This window comes from Rhodovulum euryhalinum (assembly GCF_004342445.1).
GTDB lineage: Bacteria > Pseudomonadota > Alphaproteobacteria > Rhodobacterales > Rhodobacteraceae > Rhodovulum > Rhodovulum euryhalinum.
Map to the genome: position 1 here is coordinate 1 of NZ_SLWW01000023.1, position 19436 is coordinate 19436.

General features: G+C 67.9%; 20 protein-coding genes and 1 tRNA gene. 8 read left to right on the plus strand and 13 right to left on the minus strand.

Annotated features, from left to right (window positions below):
- From EV655_RS18820 to EV655_RS17740, 4 genes are all read right to left on the minus strand, one after another.
- Positions 1–314 (minus strand): hypothetical protein (locus EV655_RS18820; RefSeq protein WP_207902025.1); only part of this gene is annotated, 314 nt, incomplete at its 3' end.
- Between the two features lie 110 nt (positions 315–424).
- A complete protein-coding gene (locus tag EV655_RS17730; RefSeq protein WP_132546690.1) occupies positions 425–661 on the minus strand; it encodes a hypothetical protein in 237 nt (78 codons plus the stop codon).
- 89 nt (positions 662–750) lie between these two features.
- Positions 751–826 (minus strand) — tRNA-Thr (locus EV655_RS17735).
- A 47-nt stretch (positions 827–873) separates the two neighbouring features.
- Positions 874–2553, minus strand: coding sequence for an ABC transporter permease (locus EV655_RS17740; RefSeq protein WP_424511326.1), 1680 nt, complete (start codon positions 2551–2553; stop codon positions 874–876).
- An 88-nt stretch (positions 2554–2641) separates the two neighbouring features.
- Between EV655_RS17740 and EV655_RS17745 the strand changes: the two genes are divergently transcribed.
- Positions 2642–3517 (plus strand): hypothetical protein, encoded by an 876-nt coding sequence (locus EV655_RS17745; protein ID WP_132546691.1) that lies wholly within the window; start codon positions 2642–2644, stop codon positions 3515–3517.
- 44 nt (positions 3518–3561) lie between these two features.
- Here EV655_RS17745 and EV655_RS17750 read toward each other — a convergent pair whose 3' ends face one another.
- Positions 3562–3822, minus strand: a complete 261-nt coding sequence (locus tag EV655_RS17750) for a DUF2312 domain-containing protein (protein WP_132546692.1) — start codon at positions 3820–3822, stop codon at positions 3562–3564.
- 123 nt (positions 3823–3945) lie between these two features.
- On the opposite strand from EV655_RS17750, the gene EV655_RS17755 reads away from it, so the two are divergent.
- Positions 3946–4161 (plus strand): hypothetical protein, encoded by a 216-nt coding sequence (locus EV655_RS17755; RefSeq protein ID WP_132546693.1) that lies wholly within the window; start codon positions 3946–3948, stop codon positions 4159–4161.
- On the opposite strand, the gene EV655_RS17760 is transcribed toward EV655_RS17755, so the two are convergent.
- From EV655_RS17760 to EV655_RS17770, 3 genes are all read right to left on the minus strand, one after another.
- Positions 4148–6265, minus strand: a complete 2118-nt coding sequence (locus EV655_RS17760) for an enoyl-CoA hydratase-related protein (protein ID WP_132546694.1) — start codon at positions 6263–6265, stop codon at positions 4148–4150. The genes EV655_RS17755 and EV655_RS17760 overlap by 14 nt on opposite strands.
- A gap of 137 nt (positions 6266–6402) precedes the next feature.
- Positions 6403–6615, minus strand: coding sequence for a hypothetical protein (locus tag EV655_RS17765; RefSeq protein ID WP_132546695.1), 213 nt, complete (start codon positions 6613–6615; stop codon positions 6403–6405).
- A 267-nt stretch (positions 6616–6882) separates the two neighbouring features.
- Positions 6883–7200 (minus strand): TraR/DksA family transcriptional regulator, encoded by a 318-nt coding sequence (locus EV655_RS17770; RefSeq protein WP_132546696.1) that lies wholly within the window; start codon positions 7198–7200, stop codon positions 6883–6885.
- A 218-nt stretch (positions 7201–7418) separates the two neighbouring features.
- Here EV655_RS17770 and EV655_RS17775 point away from each other — a divergent pair, with 218 nt between their 5' ends.
- Positions 7419–7859, plus strand: coding sequence for a protein tyrosine phosphatase family protein (locus tag EV655_RS17775; RefSeq protein ID WP_132546697.1), 441 nt, complete (start codon positions 7419–7421; stop codon positions 7857–7859).
- Positions 7860–7870: 11 nt separating this feature from the next.
- Here the strand turns inward: EV655_RS17775 and EV655_RS17780 are convergent, their stop codons facing one another.
- From EV655_RS17780 to EV655_RS17800, 5 genes are all read right to left on the minus strand, one after another.
- Complete coding sequence (locus EV655_RS17780; RefSeq protein ID WP_132546698.1) at positions 7871–8992, minus strand: FliM/FliN family flagellar motor switch protein; 1122 nt, start codon at positions 8990–8992, stop codon at positions 7871–7873.
- A 67-nt stretch (positions 8993–9059) separates the two neighbouring features.
- Entirely contained in the window at positions 9060–11744 is a 2685-nt protein-coding gene (locus EV655_RS17785; protein ID WP_132546699.1) for an ATP-binding protein, read from the minus strand.
- Complete coding sequence (locus tag EV655_RS17790) at positions 11741–12004, minus strand: hypothetical protein (protein WP_341540308.1); 264 nt, start codon at positions 12002–12004, stop codon at positions 11741–11743. The genes EV655_RS17785 and EV655_RS17790 overlap by 4 nt, the downstream gene beginning before the upstream one ends.
- 2 nt (positions 12005–12006) lie before the next feature.
- A complete protein-coding gene (locus tag EV655_RS17795) occupies positions 12007–12375 on the minus strand; it encodes a response regulator transcription factor (RefSeq protein ID WP_132546701.1) in 369 nt (122 codons plus the stop codon).
- Positions 12376–12458: 83 nt separating this feature from the next.
- Positions 12459–13769: a helix-turn-helix transcriptional regulator gene (locus EV655_RS17800; protein ID WP_132546702.1), complete on the minus strand. Its 1311-nt coding sequence runs from the start codon at positions 13767–13769 to the stop codon at positions 12459–12461.
- Positions 13770–13989: 220 nt separating this feature from the next.
- On the opposite strand from EV655_RS17800, the gene EV655_RS17805 reads away from it, so the two are divergent.
- The 5 genes from EV655_RS17805 (at position 13990) to EV655_RS17825 (ending at position 19243) form a co-directional block, all read left to right on the plus strand.
- The gene (locus EV655_RS17805; RefSeq protein ID WP_132546703.1) at positions 13990–15339 is read left to right on the plus strand and encodes a substrate-binding protein; all 1350 of its coding nucleotides are present in this window, start codon (positions 13990–13992) and stop codon (positions 15337–15339) included.
- A gap of 105 nt (positions 15340–15444) precedes the next feature.
- The gene (locus tag EV655_RS17810; RefSeq protein ID WP_132546704.1) at positions 15445–16476 is read left to right on the plus strand and encodes a branched-chain amino acid ABC transporter permease; all 1032 of its coding nucleotides are present in this window, start codon (positions 15445–15447) and stop codon (positions 16474–16476) included.
- Between the two features lie 4 nt (positions 16477–16480).
- Entirely contained in the window at positions 16481–17695 is a 1215-nt protein-coding gene (locus EV655_RS17815) for a branched-chain amino acid ABC transporter permease (RefSeq protein WP_132546705.1), read from the plus strand.
- Positions 17696–17707: 12 nt separating this feature from the next.
- Positions 17708–18475 (plus strand): ABC transporter ATP-binding protein, encoded by a 768-nt coding sequence (locus tag EV655_RS17820; protein WP_132546706.1) that lies wholly within the window; start codon positions 17708–17710, stop codon positions 18473–18475.
- A gap of 12 nt (positions 18476–18487) precedes the next feature.
- Positions 18488–19243, plus strand: a complete 756-nt coding sequence (locus EV655_RS17825) for an ABC transporter ATP-binding protein (RefSeq protein WP_132546707.1) — start codon at positions 18488–18490, stop codon at positions 19241–19243.
- Positions 19244–19436: the final 193 nt, after the last annotated feature.

Sequence of the window (19436 nt, forward strand, 5' to 3'; positions counted from 1 at the left end):
GCCCCCGGCAGCCCGAGGCCGAACCCGCCGTCCCGGCCCGGAAAAAGACCGCCGTCAACGACAACGCCCAATGGCAGGACTTCTGAAACGCCGCGCCGCAAATGCGTCCCGCGCGGCCTTCTGGCCGCGCGGGACGCCGGAACAGCCCCTGTCGCCACCTGCTGGTCGACGCGTTCCAGGACATCTCCCAGGTTGCTGGCCCGCAACGCGCAGCACGCGGACGCGCATATCTTCGCGGTCGAGGACGACTGGCGGTCGATCCACCGCTTCGCCGCCGGGACCTCTCGCAGCGTCCTGCCGCTCGTCAGCGACAACCGCACCGCTTCACGCTGAAATTCCGGCGCCGGTCTGTTACCATTCCCCATAGAACACCTCCTGGTTTCTCAGTTGGTGCTCTCCACATTTTCCGGGCAAGTCCATATTTCTAGCGCCGGGCCAACTTCTGCTCGGGGACCTTCGCCGCCAAGACCTCCCGCTCGAACTCAGCTTCAACGCGGCCATACTGACGCAGGAGGTCAGCATCAGACCGGGCTTTGATGCCCCGCTTCCACGCGCTCTCGCCGATCTTGGCCCTGACCGATTCGGAAGCCCGCGGCCGGTATTCCCGCCGCCCCTCACCAAGCTCGCTCAGACCCCGCAGCTTCATCGTCAGAATGCCCAATGTGGACCGCCCGCGGACCCGAATGTGGACACCATAAGGCAGCCATTTTCCTGTATTCATTGAGAAATAGGGCACCGGCAAGGTGCCTCTGGTGCCCCCAGAGAGACTCGAACTCCCGACCCTCTGATTACAAATCAGATGCTCTACCAGCTGAGCTATAGGGGCGCTGTGCGTGGTCTAGCCGGACGGCCCGGTCCGCGCAAGCGGTTCGCTCAGCGATTCGTCCGGGCCAGTAGCCCCACCGCGACCAGACCCACGGCGCAGACCAGAAGAGCCGCCGGAGCCGCATCGCCTAGATTTTCGAGGCTGGCCTTTTCGTAGACCCGGGTCGCCAGCGTGTTGTAGTTGAACGGACGAAGCAACAGCGTCGCCGGCAATTCCTTGACGCAATCGACGAAGACCAGCAGCAGCGCGGTGCCCACCGATGCGCGGATCAGCGGCAGGTATACCGCGGTCAGCGTACCGCGTGCCGTACGCCCCAGCGAGCGCGCGGCCATCGGCAGGCTGGGTGCGATCCGCCCCATCGCCGAATCCGCCGCGCCCTGGGCGATGGCGAAGAACCTCACCCCATAGGCGTAGACGATGGCAAAGGCCGACCCCGTCATCAGCAGGCCGATCTCGACGCCGAAGACGCCCTGGACGAGATCGGCCAGCGCGTGGTCGGCGGCCGCCATCGGAATCAGCAGGCCCACGCCCAGGACAGCGCCCGGTGCCGCATAGCCGATCGTGGTGGCCGGCAGCAGCAACCGTGGCAGGCTGCGCCCGGCAAGCCGGACCCCATAGACCAGAAACAGCCCTGCGGCCACCGTGCCCACCGCCGCCAGCCCGCCGACCGTCAGCGTGTGCACCAGCGCCCGCACCAGCCCCGGATCGGCCCAGGCGTCGAGATTGGCCAGGGCATGGCCCGCCATCACGCTTACCGGCAGCACGAAGCCCAGCAGCACGGGCAGCGCACAGGCCAGCGTGCCCCCCCACGCGGCCGCGCCCCGAAGCGGCACGGGCACCAGCGGCCGGTGGTGGCGGCCAAGATTATGAAAGCGCAGGTTGCGGCGGCTGATCTTCTCGAGCACCACGAGAACGAGGATCAGCGTCAGGATCACCAGCGCGATCTGCGCCGCCCCGCCCGGGTTGCCGCTTTCAAGCCAGACCGAGAAGATCCCCGCGGTCAGCGTCTGCACCGCGAAATACTCGACCACGCCGAAATCGTTCACCGTCTCCATCATCACGATGGCCGACCCCGCCGCGATCGCCGGCCGGGCCAGCGGCAGGCCAACCCGGCGGAACAGCGAGACCGGGCCCGCGCCCAACGCGCGCGCCACCTCGTAGGCCCCGCCCGACTGTTCGCGAAAGGCCGCGCGGGTCAACAGATAGACATAAGGGTAAAGCGCCGCGGCCAGCACGATCACCGCCGCGCCGCGCGACCGGATCTCGGGGAACCAGTAGTCGCGCGCGCCTTGCCACCCGAAAAGCGACCTCAGCCCGGTCTGCACCGGACCGGCATATTCCAGGAAATCGACCAGCGCATAGGCTCCCACATAGGCGGGGATCGCCAGCGGCAGCAGCAAGAGCCATTCGAGCCAGCGCGAAAACGGAAAGCGGTACATCGAGACCAGCCATGCTGCCCCCGCCCCCACCGCCGCCGCCAGGCTTGCCACCCCCAGCATCAGGACCGCAGTATTGCCCAGATAACGCGGCAGCGTCGTCGCGACGAGATGCGGCCAGACGTTCTCTTCGGGGGTCAGCGCGATCCAGATCACCGCGGCAATCGGCATCAGCACGAGCGCCGCAATCACGGCGGCCCCAGCCGACCACGGATCGGGCCGCAAGGCCGTCCGGGCCCGCGCGCCCCGTGCTGTCAATTCCACCATTTCTTGAGCGATTTGCTCGGTCATGTGAGCCGATTACAGGAAAGCCGTTTTACTGTCCAGAATGCCTCGTATATTCCGAAACCGGCGCACAAGACGGACGGGCACGGGCATCATGGAACTGGTTTATCACATCGGCGCCCATTGCACGGACGAGGACGGGCTTCTGAAGTGCCTGTTCAAGAACTGCGACGCGCTGTCGAGGCAGGGCATCCTGGTGCCCGACCCCAGCCGCTATCGCCCGATCCTGCGCGATATGCTGGTCTCGCTCCGGGGCCAGCCCGCGACGGCGGACATGCAGCAGGTGATCCTCGATGCGACGACGGACGGGGCCGAGGCGCGGCGGCTGATCCTGGTCAACCAGTCCTTCCTTTGCCTTCCGAAGAAGGCCCTGGGCCAGAACATGCTTTACCCGATGGCCGGCGACAAGGCGCACTGGCTTGCGCAGCTCTTCCCCGATGACCCGTGCGCGTTCTTCCTCGGGATCAGGAACCCGGCGACCTTCATCCCCGCGCTCTTCGTCAAGTCGCGCGAGAGCGATTTCGCCGCTTTCCTCGCCGGCGTCGACCCGGGCGCGCTGACATGGTCGGACATGGTCCGCCGGATCCGCGCCGCCAATCCGCGCGCGCGGCTGACCGTCTGGTGCAACGAGGACACGCCCCTGATCTGGCCCGAGCTTCTGGCGCGCCTCTCGGACCATGGGGAAAGCACGCCGCTTCGCGGAACCGATGACCTGCTCGACGCGATCATGCAGCCTGCGGGACTGACGCGGTTGCGGGCCTATCTGGACGAGAACCCGCCGACGAACGAGGCCCAGCGCCGACGGATCGTCGCGGCCTTCCTCGACAAGTACGCCCTGCCGGACGCGATCGACGAGGAAATCGACGCGCCGGGCTGGACCGAAGATCTGGTCGAGCACCTGACCGAGCGCTACGAGGCGGATCTGACAGCGATCCAGGCGATCGAGGGCGTCGACGTGATCACGCCGTGACCCACCGGGCGGCGGCCGAACGTGCGCCGTCGCCGCGCGCCGGGTCAGTGCATCCCCAGCGCCTGCTTGTAGAGTTCCAGCATGGCCTCTTCCTCGGCGATATCGTCGCGGTCGCGCTTGCGCAGCGCCACGATCTTGCGCATCACCTTGGTGTCATAGCCGCGGGCCTTGGCCTCGGCCATCACCTCTTTCTGCTGCTCGGTGATGTCCTTCTTCTCGGCCTCCAGCCGCTCGAATCGCTCGATGAACTGGCGCAATTCGTCGGCGGTGACGTGGTAGGTGGCGTCGGGGGACGTCGCGTCCATGGGTGGAGCTCCTCTCGTCGGGGTCGGAGGCCTGACCTATCGCCGCGCCTGCGGCCCTGCAAGCCCCTTGCGCCGTCCGCCCCCATGGACTAGGCGCGGGACGGCCGAACGACGGAGGGCGCGATGGAGGCATTGATCTGGATCGGGGCGGCGGTGTCGCTGGCCGGGCTTGCGGGCATCATCCGGGTGATCCTTCAGGTGCGCGCCGCGCGCCGCGCGGGCCTGCCCGAACCCGAATTGCGCGCCCGCCTGCAAAAGGCGATCGCGCTGAACATGGCGGCACTCGGGCTGTCGGCGCTGGGACTGATGATGGTGGTGATCGGGATCACGCTGGGTTGACCTCGGCGGTCGCGGCGGCGCCTTCGACATCGCAGAACCCCCGCCCGGTCTTGATGAGATCGCCAAGCAGCGGATCGGGGGTCCAGATCGCCGCGCCATAGGGCCCCTCGGCCATCGTCCGCAGCATCCGGCGCAGCCACAAGAGGCCACGCTCGTCGGCCGCCCGCATCGGCCCGCCGCGCCAGCTGGCAAGCCCCGCGCCATGCAGCATCGCCAGGTCGATCTCGACCGCCTGCCGCACGACCCCGCGCCGCAAGAGCCCGGCCCCGGCCTGGGCCATCCCGGCCAGCACGCGGGCGCGGATCTCGTCGTCGGGCACCGCCCGCGGCATCCGCCCCAGCACCCGCCGGGCCGTGTCCAGCAGCGCGTCGAGCCCGGGATCGGGCACGCCCCGGGCGCCGGGCTCGGGATAGGCGTAATAGCCCCGGCCCGCCACCCGCCCGCGCCGCCCTTCGGCGACAAGCTGGCCCGCGACCAGGATCGGGCGCAGCAAGGGGTCTTCGCCGCCAGCCAGCCCCGCCCGCAACGCCAGAAGCGTCTGCAACCCCAGCCGGTCGGCCATCTCGTAGGGGCCATGGGTAAAGCCCCAGCCGCGCAGCGCCCGGTCGACCGCATAGGGCGAGACGCCCTCTTCGACCAGCACATCCGCCGCCTCGAGCGCGGCGACCAGCACGGTCAGCACCGGGCTTTCCCCGGTCGCAACCAGCGGGAACCGCAACAGCGACCGGGCAAGCCCGGCGAGCGTCGCAACGGCCGCCTCGCCGGTGCGCGCGGTGCAGACCAATTCGGCCAGACTCGCATCGGGGACGAGGTCGGGCAGGTTCAGCCAGACCGTGTCCTCTGGCCGCCGCCCCCCCGCGGCAAGTGCTGCGGGCGTGACCAGCGCGCCGGTGCCGACCAGCACAGCACCCGGGGCAGCGGCCGCGGCCAGCGCCGCAAAGGCGCGTTCGCGGTCCGTCCAAGGGCCGGAGCCCGCCTCGATCACCACCCCGCAGCGGCCAAGCCCCGCGGGGCCCGTCGCCCCCGAGAACCGCGCCCACTGCGCCGCCCGCCCCGCCTCGCCCATGCCGCCCGCCGCGCAGGCCGCGGTCAACAGCGCATCGACGTGGCCCACACCCTCGGTCAGTGCCGCCTCGTCGGGGGCGCCCATGCAGACCGGGGTGCCGGTGGTCAGCGCCGTCGCCGCCAGCGCCGCGGCGGCCGCGCCCCAGCCCCAGATGCCCACGGTGCCGACGGGCCGGGCCGCCGCGCCCCCGCCCTCGGCGCGGCGGCGCGCCGCCACCTCGCCCCGCGCGACGTGGCTCAGGGCCCGGAACACGGCACTGTCGCGGCAATCGTCGTGGGCAGCCGCCTCGAAATCGAGCGCCGCCTCGTAGGGCAGCATTGCCGCCGCATCGACGCAGTCAAGGATGCGGCCGGGTGCCTCGACCGGGCTGGCCTTGAGCAGCGCCGCGCGCCGCTCGGCCACGGCGGCATGCAGCCGGTCGAATGGCGGCAGCCGCCGGACGGGTGCCGGTCGGGGGCCCGCCCGCTGCTCGATCAGGCTCCGGGCAAAGCGCAGGCCCGCCGCATCGAGATCGCCATCGACCACCGAATCGACCAGCCCGACGCGCTGCGCCCAGGCCATTCCGACCGGCTGGCCCGACAGCATCAGGTCAAGCGCCGCGGACGGATGGGTCAGTCGCGGCAGGCGCTGGGTCGTTCCGGCACCGGGTGGCAGACCGATGGCGATGTCGGGCAGGCCCAGTTCGGCGTTGCGCAGCGCCACGCGGAAATGCGCGGCAAGCGCCAGTTCGCACCCCTCGCCCATTGCGCGGCCGCCGACCAGCGCAACCACGGGCACCGCCGCGCGATCAAGCCGGGCGCAGATCGCCCGCAGCCGCGCGGCATCGTCAGCCCCGTTCGGGCCCGGTGCCATCGGGAAGGCGCGCCCACCCTGCGCCGCGATCAGAACCGCGCGCGTGCCGGGCACCGCCAGTGCATCGGCCAGCGCCGCGTCAAGCGCCGCAAGCAGATCGGGCGTCAGTGTGTTGGCCGGTCCGCTGTCGATCGCCAGCCGCCTGATGCCCGGCGCGACCTCCTCCACCGCAACAAGACGCGTCATCTGCCCTGCCCCTTCGACCAATTGCGGGGCGACCGGGCGCCACGCGCACCGGACCCCACATTGCTGGCCACTATTAGGGGGCAGCCGCGAACGAAACGCAATATCTGGAAGGTCCGGCGCGGGCGCGCCGCCGCGCCTCAGACCGGCAGGTTGTCGTAGATCTCGTCGGAATCGTCGTCGCCGAGTTCTTCCTCAAGCCGCAGGATGTCTTCGGGCACGGGCATGCCCAGACCCCGCAACTCCGCGATCTTCTCGCGCAGTTCCTCCTGCAGGACGTGACGGTCTTCGGGACGCTTCTCGATCTCTTCGAGGATCAGAGCGATTCCGGCCTTGAGCTGTTCGAACGCCATCCGCACCTCCCCTGAGTGGCTCTTTCGGCGGGGCGGGAACCGCCCATCGCCGCAGCGTCGGGCGTCTCGGCCCAGGGGCTCTGGCAGCCCTTGGTGACAAGGCGGCTGCTGACCTGGCTGGCTACCGCGCCGCTTGTCAGAAGCGTCTCTATCCGGGCCCGGATCATCGCCCGCGTGTCGTCGTGCATCGCACTGTTGGAAAAGGCTGGCATACGGCTTACGTGGCTCGCTCTGCTCATTTTTCGGTCGCTTCCTTTACACCTGTCGTTACCGGGCACAGATGCGGCAAAACGGCGTAGCCGGCAGGACATCGAGACGCTCTTCGGCAATCTCCTCCCCGCAACGCACGCAATAACCGTAACTGCCATCCTCGATTCGCGCGAGAGCTGCATTGATCTGTTTCACTTCGGCCAGCCCCGAGGCGCCCATGCCTTCCAGCACCTCGTCCTCCTCGCGCTCGACCGCAAGCTCGCCCCAGTCCTTGGACTGGTGCGTGTCGAGCTCTGCCTCGATGTCGTGGAGTCGGTTATCAAGCTCTGCCAAACGTGTCAGAAGTTGCCGCTTTCTGTCGCGAAGCGATGCCATCGGTATCTCCCGTCCGCTCTGCGGGCGACCATCGCACCCCGGCACGCGGCCCGGCTTTGACACACGTCAAATTGCGGACGCGATCGGACGCACGGGCATTGATTCCCGCTGCACATGGCGGGTAAGTCCGGAAATCATCCAAGGAGGTAAGTGGAAATGCGCGATTTTCTCGAACTGCCAACAGGCAAGCCCCATACCGGCGACCGGAGGCCGGGGGCGTGAGCGATCTTCCGCCGATGATCCACGTGACGGACGACTTCTCGGCCGCCGCGCAGCCCCCGGCCGAGGCGATGGCCGCCCTGGCAGCGGCCGGCTATCGTACGGTGATCTGCAACCGGCCGGATTCCGAGGTGGCACCGGGCGAGCGCTCGGCCGATATGGCGGCGGCGGCGCAGGCGGCGGGTCTGGAATTCGCGGTGGTCGAGGTCACCCATGAGGGGATCACACCCGACACCATCGCCGCCCAGCGCCGGGCGCTGTCCGACCTGCCGGGGCCACATTTCGGATATTGCCGGGCGGGGTTCCGTTCGTCGGTGGTCTGGGCGCTGGCGATGGCGGGCGCGCGGCCGACCGACGAGATCATGGCCTCGCTCGCGCGGGTCGGGTTCGCCATGCCGGGGCTGAGGGATCAGATCGAGGCGCTGGCCGCGGAGCGGTAGCAGGGGCTGCCTCAACTGTCCGAGAGCGCGGGAAAGTCGAAGTCGAAATCGGATGTCTGGGGCGCAAAGGCGGCGTCGGGGTCGAAGTCTGCCCCGGCGTCGAACTCCCCCATTGCGGGGAAATCGGCTGTCTCGACCGGGAAATCGGCCGTGTCCATGGCAAGCGTCACATCCTCTCCGATCGGATCGGCCATGCCCCCGAGCATCGGCGCGGCCATGGACGGCCCGGCAAGGCCGGGAGGGTCATCCTCGCCACCGGAGATCTTGACCGCGCGGTCCCCGTTCGACTGGCCCAACCGTCCCTCGGCCACCACAACCCGGCCCGGCCCCTCAAGCCGGACCGAGGTCAGCGCGGCCAACGGGATCGGCAACAGGTCGCCGGGTCTGAGCCGCCCGATATCGGCGGCAGAGAGGCGCATCCTCCACAACACCGCGTTCAGCCCGAGTTCCGCGCCCAGAACGCCGCCACGCAGCGCGTCCGGCCAGGGCGCCCCTTCTTCGGTATGCGACGTGGCCGCCGCGGGGGCGTGGGATTCGGGCAGTGCAAAGAACAGGTCGCCGCCGCGCACCCCGTCGCCCAGCTTCAGCGTCAGGCGGAACCCGTGATAGCCGCCCTGCGCAAGGATCAGCGGCAGATGGCGCGGGTCATGGACAAGCCCGCCCTGGGAATAGCCCTCGGCCCAGTCCCCGCCCGGCTTGGCCGCCATCGCCGCGCCAAAGCGGGCAAGCAGCGGATCGGTCAGATCGGCCAGGATCGCGGCATCCGTCGCGGTCAGCCGGCGCGGCGCGGGCACCTCGGCGGCCAGCATGCCGAGCAGGCGCCATTCCAGCAGCGCCATCGCCAGTTCAGGCGAGTAGACGGCAAGCCCAAGCCGCCCCGCCCCGCCCCGCAGCAGCATCGAAAGCCGGTCGGGCGTTACCTCGGCCTCCAGATCCTCGAGCCGGGGACGCAACAGGGCACAGGTCTCGACGATGCCGGTCAGGCCGAAATCGTCGCGCACCGCGCGCGCGGCCTCGAGACGCAGCGCAAAGCGCCCGTCGCCGCCCGATTCGGGAACCGGCCCCCCGGGCATCGCCACGCGGGTGTCGCCCACGATCTGCCTGAGTATCGCGCGATGCGCGTCGTCCGTCATCTGCCCACCGTCCTGAACCTTTCCAAAGGTTTCGCACGGGCAGGGTTTAAAAACCGTTTCGGACCGCTCAGGCTGCCTGGGCGCGTGCGCGCGGCAGGCTGACGCGGAACGCCGCGCCGCCCTGCCCCGGCAGATAGACGATGGACCCGCCGAGCCGGGCCATAATCTCGCGGCAGATGGCCAGACCCAGCCCCGCGCCGCCGGCCTTGCGGTGATCCGACAGGCGCGAGAACTTCTCGAAGATGATCGCCTGGCTCTTCTCGGGGATGCCGCTGCCGTTGTCGACGAAATCGACCGCCACCCCGTCGCGGCCCTCGCGCACGCGGATCGTCAGTTCCGGCGCGGACGCGTCGCAATACTTGTGGGCATTCGAGATCAGGTTGATGAACACCTGGCTCAGCCGGTCGCCATCGGTCATCAGCCTTACCCGCTCGGCCGCCGGGTCGCGCCGGATCGCAAGCCCGCCCTGCAGGCCGACGGTGGCCGCCAGCGCGCGGTCGATCAGATCGGGCAGCGCAACCTCCTGCGCGTTCAGCGACACCTGCCCGTTCTCCAGCACCGAAAGGTCCAGCAGGTCGTCCAGAAGCCGCGTCAGGCGCAGGCTTTCCTCGTGGATGATACGGGAGTAGTTGCGCATCTCGCCGGGGCCCATCCCGTCACCCGCCATCAGGATCTCGGAAAACGCCCGGATCGAGGTCATCGGCGTGCGCAATTCGTGGCTGATCTGGCTGAGAAAGGCGTCCTTCTGCACGCTGAGTTCGGTCAGCTTCTCGTTGGCCTCGCGCAGCTGGCGCGCGGTGCGGGCCAGTTCCTCGGACTTGGCCTCGAGCTGGCTGGAATATTCCATCATCTGCGCGGTCTCGTCGGCGACCTTCATCAGGTCCTCGACCGAAACCGCCGAGCGGCCGACGATCTGGCTGACCATCGCATGGGCCGTCGCCGCGCCGACCGACCCCGCCAGTTCGCGTTCCAGCCGTTGCAGGAATTCGGGCGTGATATCGGGCAGGAAGCCCTGCTTGCCCTGGTCGGCGGCCGCGCGCTGGAACAGGCCCTGGGCCTCGTCCGGGCCAAGGATCCGCTGCGCCATCAACAGCAGATCCTCGGCCTCGGCGCGGCCCTGGCTCCAGCCCTGCCCGGGCGCTGAATGGTCGAAGACGTTGACGAATTGCGCGGCCTGCAGCCGCTCCATCGGGTTGGGGAAACTCGCCAGCGAAACGGTGACGAAGCCCAGCACGTTCGCCCCCATCGAGAACACCATCGCATGCACCAGCGGGTCGAGCCCGTCCATGCCGAACAGCCCCTGCGGGCGCAGCCACCCGATGCCCCACGGCCCCTCGGCCAGAAGCGCGGCGCCCATCACACCGCCCTGGCCAAAGCTCGGCAGGAAGAGGGTGTAGGCCCAGACCGCAAAGCCCAGCGTCAGCCCCGTGATCGCACCCGCCCGCGTCGCACCACGCCAGAGGATGCCACCCAGAAGCGCGGGCAGGAACTGCGCGACGCCCGCGAACGAGATCAGGCCGATGGCCGCCAGCGCCTCGGACCCGCCTGAGAGCCGGTAATAGAGATACCCCAGCAGCAGCACGCCCCCGATGGACACCCGGCGCGCGCGCAGGACGATCTTGCGCACGTCGCCGGACATCGTCGCACCGGTCGCCGTCAGCTTGAGGAAGACCGGCATCACGATGTGGTTCGAGACCATGGTCGACAGCGCGATCGCGGCGACGATCACCATCGACGTGGCCGACGAGAACCCCCCAAGAAAGGCCAGCGTCGCCAGCCCGTCCTGCCCATGGGCCAGCGGCAGCGTCAGTACGAAAAGATCGGGATTGGCGCCCGGCGGCATCTCGGCCAGGCCCACCACGGCGATCGGCACCACGAACAGGCTCATCAGCATCAGGTAGGCGGGAAACGCCCAGGAGGCGGTGGCCAGGTGACGCTCGTCCTCGTTCTCGACCACCAGCACCTGGAACATCCGCGGCAGCGTCAGGATGGCGGCGGCGGACAGGAAGGTCAGCCCGATCCAGCGCCCGGGCTGGATCGGCATGCCGGCCAGCGGCGAGGTCTCGATCCGGTCGAGCGTTGCGGTAACGCCACCGCCAATGCCCCAGACGACGAAGATGCCCACCGCCAGCAGCGCCACCAGCTTGACCACCGCCTCGACGGCGATGGCGGTCACCACGCCGTGGTGGCGTTCGTTGGCATCCAGGTTGCGGGTGCCGAACAGGATGGTGAACACGGCCAGCCCCGCGGCGACGGTCAGCGCGCTGGAATTGAGATCCCTGATCGCCCAAGGCACCGCCCCGCCGGGCGCAAAGACCGCGAAGGACAGCGTCACCGATTGCAGTTGCAGCGCGATATAGGGCGTGGTGCCCACCACCGCGATCAGCGTCACGACCACCCCCAGCGCGTTCGACTTGCCGTAACGCGACGAGATCAGGTCGGCGATCGAGGTGATCCGCTGGGTCCTCCCGATGCGCACCAGCTTGCGCAGGGTCCACCACCAGCCGATGAAGACCAGCGTCGGCCCCAGATAGATCGTGACGAATTCAAGGCCCGACCGCGCCGCATAGCCGACCGCGCCGTAGAAGGTCCAGGCGGTGCAGTAGACCGACAGCGACAGGGTGTAGATCGCGGGCGAACGCAGCCAGCCGCCCAGCCCCATCGCCGCCCGCCGCTCGGCCAGGAAGGCGACGCCGAACAGCAGCGCGACGTAAAGCAGGCAGATCGCGACAAGAACGTCGAAGGGGATCATGGCCCCTCCGCCTGCGGTCCGTCGCTGTCATCCATCGCCCCCGACCGGCACAACCGCCGCGCCAGGATCGCCGAGACGGTGATCAACCCAGCCCAGGCACCGAAGAGGTAGATCAGCATCGGCGCCGACAACCCGTCGCGCGCATCAAGTGCCGGCATCAGGAACAGCGCAAGCCCGACCAGCGGCAGCAGCCGCGCCATGTCGGCCAGCCTGCGCCGCCGATAGCCCTCGCGGGCGAGGAAAGGCGGCGCGCGGCCCATGCTCAGGCGCCCGTCAGTTCGCGTACCGAGGCAAGCACCTCGGTGTTCGAGAACGGTTTGGCCATGAACCGGCTTGCGCCCATTCGCTCGGCCATCTCGCGGTCCTTGACCTGGCCCTTGGCGGTCAGCATCAGCACGGGCAGCCCGTTCAGCCCGGTATCGGCGCGGATGTCGCGCAGGATATCGAAGCCCGACCGCCCGGGCAGCATCACGTCGAGGATCACGATATCGGGCCGGACCGCGGTCACCCGGTCATAGGCGGTCGTGCCGTCGGAATGGGTATCCACCCGCCAGCCCTCGCGCGACAGGATGAAGCGGATCGCCTCGATGATGTTCGGCTCGTCCTCGATGAGCAGGACATGCTTGCCCATGTACCGTTCTTCCTCCCCCGCGAGCGTTTTCGCCCTGCTTGTCCTCAGAATATCGACGCAAAGCGCGGTGCTGTCAAAACCCGTCAGAGCCCCCCGGCCAGGATCGACGGCTCGCGCCGCGCCACACAGTCCCGCCGCGGGCAGATCCGGCAGGAGGTGCCGATCGGCTGCACCGGCCCGTCGGGGATCACGACGGTCTCTTCCGGCAGGATCAGCATCGACGCCTCCAGCACCTGCGGGCCTTCGAACCCGCCCGCCAGCGCGGGCTGGCACAGCGCGTAGGTCAGAAAGCGCGGCGGCATCGGACCCGCGGGTTCGACCACGGCACGCAGCGGCGCCATCGGCCGGGCAAGCGCCTGGTACAGCGGCCAGAGCGGACAGGCCGCGCCGAACCGCGGCAGCACGAAGCCCTCGACCGGCTTGCGGAAGGTAAGCGTCCCCGAACCATCGCACACCACCAGCCCCACCGGACCGGCCGCCAGCCCGGGCGGCAGCGTGGCCAGCCTGCGGAAGGCCGCGGCGGGGTCGACGCCGAAGCGCGTTGCAAGGCGGCCGGGATCAAGCCCCTCGTCGCGCACGGCCCTTGCGAAGACGTCCAGCGGCATCCGCTCGGCATCCCGGCGATAGCGGCCAAGAAAGGCGAGCGCCAGTTCGCGCGCGGGCGCCGATGTCAATTCGGCCGCCCCAGCCAGCAGCTCGGCCGGATCGGGGGCCTGGGGGCGTTCGAGTTCGGGCAGGTGATAGTCGCGCGCCCTGAGAAATGCCTCGACCTCCTCCTGCGGCGAGGACTGGGCGCCGGGATCCTCGGCGCCCTCGTCGAGATAGGCCACAAGCGCCTGCGCCCCCTCGGCCAGCCTGCGGCTGTCATCGGACAGGTTGCGGTGGAACCGCCGTTGCCAGTCGGGGTCGATATCCTCGGTCTCGGCCAGGATCGCGGCGGTCGAACGGATCGCGGTCACCGCCGAGATCACCTCGTGCAGCGAGGCCGACAGGAACGGGTCGTGGGTCATCCGGTCGGTCAGCATCTCGACCGTGCGTTCCAGTTCGCGCACCCGGCGGTAGCGCGCGGCGAGAAGGACCGCCCAGCCCGGAAAGCGTCCGGCGAATTCCTCGATCCGGTCGATCTCGGCGGCGCGCCCCTCCTGCCCGGCGGCAGCCTCGCGCAGGGTCTCGATCAGCGCCGCGCCCGCGCCCTCGGTCAGCGCCGAGGCCTCGACGCCCAGATGGCGGGCCAGTTCGACCAGAAGCCTGCCGCCGATTCTGCGGCGGTTGTGCTCGATGAGATTGAGATACGAAGGAGAAATGCCCGCCCTGCGTGCAAGATCGGCCTGGCGCATCCCCAGAACGGTGCGCCGCTCGCGGATTCGGGTGCCGGTAAGCGCGCTGCGCGGCATCGGAAAAATCCTTGTGCTGGCGAGGCTTTCTGCGCCTGCGGGATAATTTTTTTACATAGCCGCCATGCAGCCTGTTCATACCTTTACAAAAAAATCATTTGAAGAAAAGAGCTTGTTGTAAAATTTTCGATCCGGCGGCGATACTGAACAGGCTTTGTAAAGCGACGGTCCCCGCCAGAGGAGGTGCGGGCCGTTCTCCAAGCATCACGGGAGGATGTCCATGACGAACTCTAACCTGACGCGCCGCGGCGTGCTCAAGACCGGTGCGGTCACCGGCGCGGGCCTTGCCCTGCCGACGATCTTCACCTCGCGGGCCTCGGCCTTCACCAACGAACCGACCGGCAGCACGGTGACCTTCGGCTTCAACGTGCCCCAGACCGGCCCCTATGCCGAAGAGGGCCTCGACGAGCTGCGGGCGCAGGAGCTCGCTGTCGAGCACCTGAACGGCATGGGCGACGGCGGCATGCTGCAGACCTTCAGCTCCAAGACGCTGGATGGCACCGGCATCCTGGGCAAGAAGGTCCAGTTCGTGACCGGCGACACCCAGACCAAGTCGGACGCGGCGCGCGCCGCGGCCAAGTCGATGATCGAGAAGGACGGCGTCGTGATGATCAACGGCGGCTCGTCCTCGGGCGTCGCCGTGGCCGTGCAGGGCCTCTGTCAGGAGGCGGGCATCATCTTCATGGCCGGCCTGACGCACTCGAACGACACCACCGGCAAGGACCGCAAGAAGAACGGCTTCCGTCACTTCTTCAACGCCTACATGTCGGGCGCGGCGCTCGCCCCGGTGCTGGAAAAGGCCTATGGCACGGACCGTCGCGCCTATCACCTGACCGCCGACTACACCTGGGGCTACACCCAGCAGGAATCGATCCAGGCCTCGACCGAGGCGCTGGGCTGGCAGACGGTCAACAACGTGCTGACCCCGGTCGGCGCGGGTGACTTCTCGTCCTACATCACACCGGTGCTGCAATCGGGCGCCGATGTGCTGATCCTGAACCACTACGGCGGCGACATGGTGAACTCGCTGACCCAGGCGGTGCAGTTCGGCCTGCGCGACAAGCAGGTGAACGGCAAGCAGTTCGAGATCGTCGTGCCGCTCTACTCGGAACTGATGGCCGAGGGCGCGGGCGACAACATCAAGGGCGTCTACGGCTCGATGAACTGGAACTGGCAGTTGCAGGACCCGGGCACCAAGGCCTTCGTCAAGTCCTTCGGCGAAAGGTACGGCCGTCCGCCGTCCAACTCGGCGCATACCTGCTACGTGCAGACGCTGCTTTACGCGGATGCCGTGGCGCGCGCGGGCTCGTTCAATCCCTGCGCGGTGGCCGAGGCGCTCGAAGGCTTCGAGTTCGACGGGATGGGCAACGGCCCGACCACCTATCGCGCCGAGGATCACCAGTGCTTCAAGGACGTCCTCGTGATGAAGGGCGCCGAGAACCCGACCACCAAGTTCGACGTGCTCGAAGTGGTCGAGGTCACGCCGCGCGCCCAGGTGGAATACGCCCCGGATCACCCGATGTTCGGTGGCGCCGAAGCCTCGCTGGGCGAGTGCAACGACGGCGCGTAAGCCGCCCCTGACCCGTGGCTGGCCGCGCCGCGCCCCTTGCGCCGCGCGGCCAGCCCGTTCCCGGACCGGACGGCCGGCGGGTCCTGAAACCTTGAGGTTGGGACGATGGAAGCGATCATTCTTCAAATCCTGAACGGGCTCGACAAGGGCTCTGCCTATGCGCTGATCGCGCTGGGACTCACGCTGATCTTCGGCACGCTGGGCGTGGTGAACTTCGCCCACGGCGCGCTGTTCATGATCGGCGCCTTCTGCGCGGTCGTCATGCAGCGCCTGCTGGGCCTGTCCTACGAACAGGTCGACCCGACCAAGACCGACTTCCTCGGCAACCCGCTCAAGGTGCAGGTTCCCTATGTCGAAAGCTGGTTCGGCCCCGAGATCGGCGGCGCCATCGTCGACTGGTCGGTGCCGCTGGCCATCGTGCTGGCGATCCCGGTCATGGTGATCCTGGGCTTCGTGATGGAACGCGGCCTCATCAAGCATTTCTACAAGCGTCCGCATGCCGACCAGATCCTGGTGACCTTCGGCCTCGCCATCGTCCTGCAGGAGGTCATCAAGTATTTCTTCGGCGCCAACCCGATCCAGTCCGGCGCCCCGGCGGCGCTGTCGGGATCCTTCGATTTCGGCGCGATGCTGGGCTTTGATCCGAACGTGGTCATCTACCCGTTCTGGCGGCTGGTCTACTTCCTGTTCTCGCTGGTCATCATCGCGGGCGTCTTCGCCTTCCTGCAATTCACGACCTTCGGCATGGTGGTCCGTGCCGGCATGGCCGACCGTGAGACCGTGGGCCTGCTGGGCATCGACATCGACCGCCGCTTCACCATCATGTTCGGCCTCGCCGCCGCGGTCGCGGGCCTTGCGGGGGTGATGTACACGCCGATCCTGGCGCCGAACTACCACATGGGCATGGATTTCCTCGTGCTGTCCTTCGTCGTGGTCGTCGTCGGCGGCATGGGCAGCCTGCCGGGCGCCGTCGCGGCCGGGTTCCTGCTGGGCATCCTGCAAAGCTTTGCCTCGATGAACGAGGTCAAGAGCATCATCCCCGGCATCGACCAGGTCATCATCTACCTCGTCGCAATCGTCATCCTGCTGACCCGGCCGCGTGGCCTGATGGGCCGCAAGGGCGTGATGGAGGACTGAGAGAATGTTCGGACTGAACGCGAAAGACACCCGCTTCCTTCTGATCGTCGTCTTCCTGACGCTGGCGACGCCGATCCTGCTGCAACCTTTCCCCGAAAGCTCGTCGCTGGCCCAGTTCAATGCGGGCTACCCCGACCTGATGCAGAAATTCGCGATCTTCGGCATCTTCGCGATCGGCTTCAACATCCTGTTCGGGCTGACCGGATACCTGTCCTTCGGGCACGCGGCCTTCCTTGGCGTGGGATCCTACACGGTCGTCTGGATGTACAAGCTGCTCAGCTACAACATCCTGCCCGGCCTGGTCCTGTCGATCATCATATCCGCGCTGTTCGCGCTGGTGATCGGCTTCATCTCGCTGCGCCGGTCGGGCATCTACTTCTCGATCCTGACGCTGGCCTTCGCGCAGATGAGCTACAACCTCGCCTATTCGGTGCTGACGCCGATCACCAACGGCGAGACCGGGCTTCAGGTCTATACCAACGATCCGCAGGTCCTGATGGGCGCGAACTCGCCCACCAGCCCGCATCTGTTCGGCCTGGTGATGCGCGAGTCGGTGCAGGTCGACATGGGCGGGTGGCTGTTCACCTTCAACATCGGCTATTATTTCTGCGCGATCATCGCGATCCTCGCCTTCTACATCAGCTTGCGGATCTTCCGCTCGCCCTTCGGGATGATGCTGCGGGCGATCAAGACCAACCAGACGCGGATGAACTACACGGGCCTGAACTCGCGGCCCTACACGCTGGCCGCCTTCGTGATCTCGGGGATGTATGCCGGGCTTGCGGGCGGGCTGCTGGCCGCGATGGACCCGCTGGCGGGCGCCGAGCGGATGCAGTGGACGGCCTCGGGCGAGGTGGTGCTGATGACCATCCTGGGCGGCGCGGGCACCCTGATGGGGCCGGTTCTGGGCGCGGGCTTCATCAAGTATTGCGAGAACATCTTCTCGAAGATCAACGACGGCATCCTGCACAGCTGGTTCGCGTTCCTGCCCGACGGGATCGAGAACTTCCTGGTCACCCTCGTTCACCCGTTCGTGGGCAAGGGCTGGCACCTGACGCTGGGCATCCTGTTCATGCTTGTCGTGATCTTCCTGCCCGGCGGCCTCGTCGAGGGTTTCCAGCGCATCTCGCGGTTGTTCCGCAGCAAGCGTGTCAAGGATGGCCCGCGCCGCAAGGACCCCGAGCATCACCCGAAATCCGCCCCCCATGTGGCAGAGTGAGGAGACCGGCAAATGGGCATCCTTGAAGTCAAAGGCGTGAACAAGCGCTTCGGCGGCTTGCAGGCGCTGGGCGACGTGAACCTCTCGGTCAAGGAGAACACGGTTCACGCAATCATCGGGCCGAACGGGGCGGGCAAGTCCACGCTGCTGAACTGCCTCGTCGGCAAGCTGATCCCGGACACCGGCAGCGTCATGTTCGACGGCCAGTCGGTGCTGGGCCGCAAGCCGCACGAGATCAACCAGATGGGCATTTCCCGGGTGTTCCAGACGCCCGAGATCTTCGGTGACCTGACGGTGCTGGAAAACGTGCTGATCCCGTGTTTCGCCAAGCGCGACGGGGCGTTCCGGATGCACGCCTTCGAGACCGTCGCCCACGAAAAGGAGATCGTGGACCGCGCGCTGCACATGCTCGACGACGTGAACATGGCCGAAAAGCGCGACATGCACGCGGCCAGCCTCTCGCGCGGCGACAAGCGGCGGCTGGAAATGGCGATGTGCCTGGTGCAGGAGCCGAAACTTCTGCTGCTGGACGAACCCACCGCCGGCATGGCACGCGCAGACACCAACAACACGATCGACCTCTTGCGCCACATCAAGGCCACGCGCGACATCACCATGGCGATCATCGAACACGACATGCACGTGGTCTTCAGCCTGGCCGACCGGATCACGGTGCTGGCCCAGGGCACGCCGCTGGTCGAGGACGTGCCCGAAAAGATCAAGGGCCATCCGAAGGTGCAGGAGGCCTATCTGGGCCAGTCCCAGCACGGCCACCACTAGGGAGGACCCGCGATGAACGTCAAACCCGACTTCAACAAGAACGCCAACCAGGCCGCGACGGCCCCCGCCTTCCTGTCGGTCTACGACCTGCACGCCTATTACGGTGAAAGCTACATCGTGCAGGGCGTCAGCTTCAACGTCCACGAGGGCGAGATTCTCGCGCTTCTGGGCCGCAACGGCGCGGGCAAGACTTCGACGCTGCGCTCGATCGCGCGGCTCGACAACCCGCAGGTGACCTATGGCGAGATCTGGCTGGACCACGCCCCCCTGCACACCATGGCCTCGCATCAGGCCAGCATGGCCGGGATCGGCCTGGTGCCCGAGGACCGGCGGATCATCCCCGGCCTCACCGTCGAGGAGAACCTGCAACTGGCCCAGATCGCCCCGCCGGTCGGCTGGAGTCTTGACCGGCTCTACGACCTGTTCCCCCGCCTTGGCGAGCGGCGCAAGCAGGAGGGCGTGACGCTGTCGGGCGGCGAACAGCAGATGCTGGCAATCGCCCGCGCATTGGCCCGCGACATCAAGGTGCTGCTGCTTGACGAACCCTACGAAGGTCTGGCACCCGTTATCGTGGACGAGATCGAGAAGACGCTGATCCACATCAAGGAGCAGGGGATCACCACGGTGATCGTCGAGCAGAACGCGATCCGCGCCCTCGAACTTGCCGACCGGGCGGTGATCCTCGACACGGGCCAGATCGTGTTCGACGGCGCCGCCGCGGAGGTGCTCAGGAACGACGCGCTGCGCGCGGAATACCTGGCCATCTAGGACCGGGTTCGCCCCGCCCTTGCCCGGGCGGGGCAGTGGTTTTGGCCCACCCCGAGGCAGAGGGAGGACGGACATGATCGACAAGCTTTATCCGCCTGGTTCGGACTTTGTATCCGGTGCGCATGTTGATGCGGCGCGGTACGAGGCGATGTACCGGGCTTCGGTTGAGGACCCTGCGGGGTTCTGGGGGGAG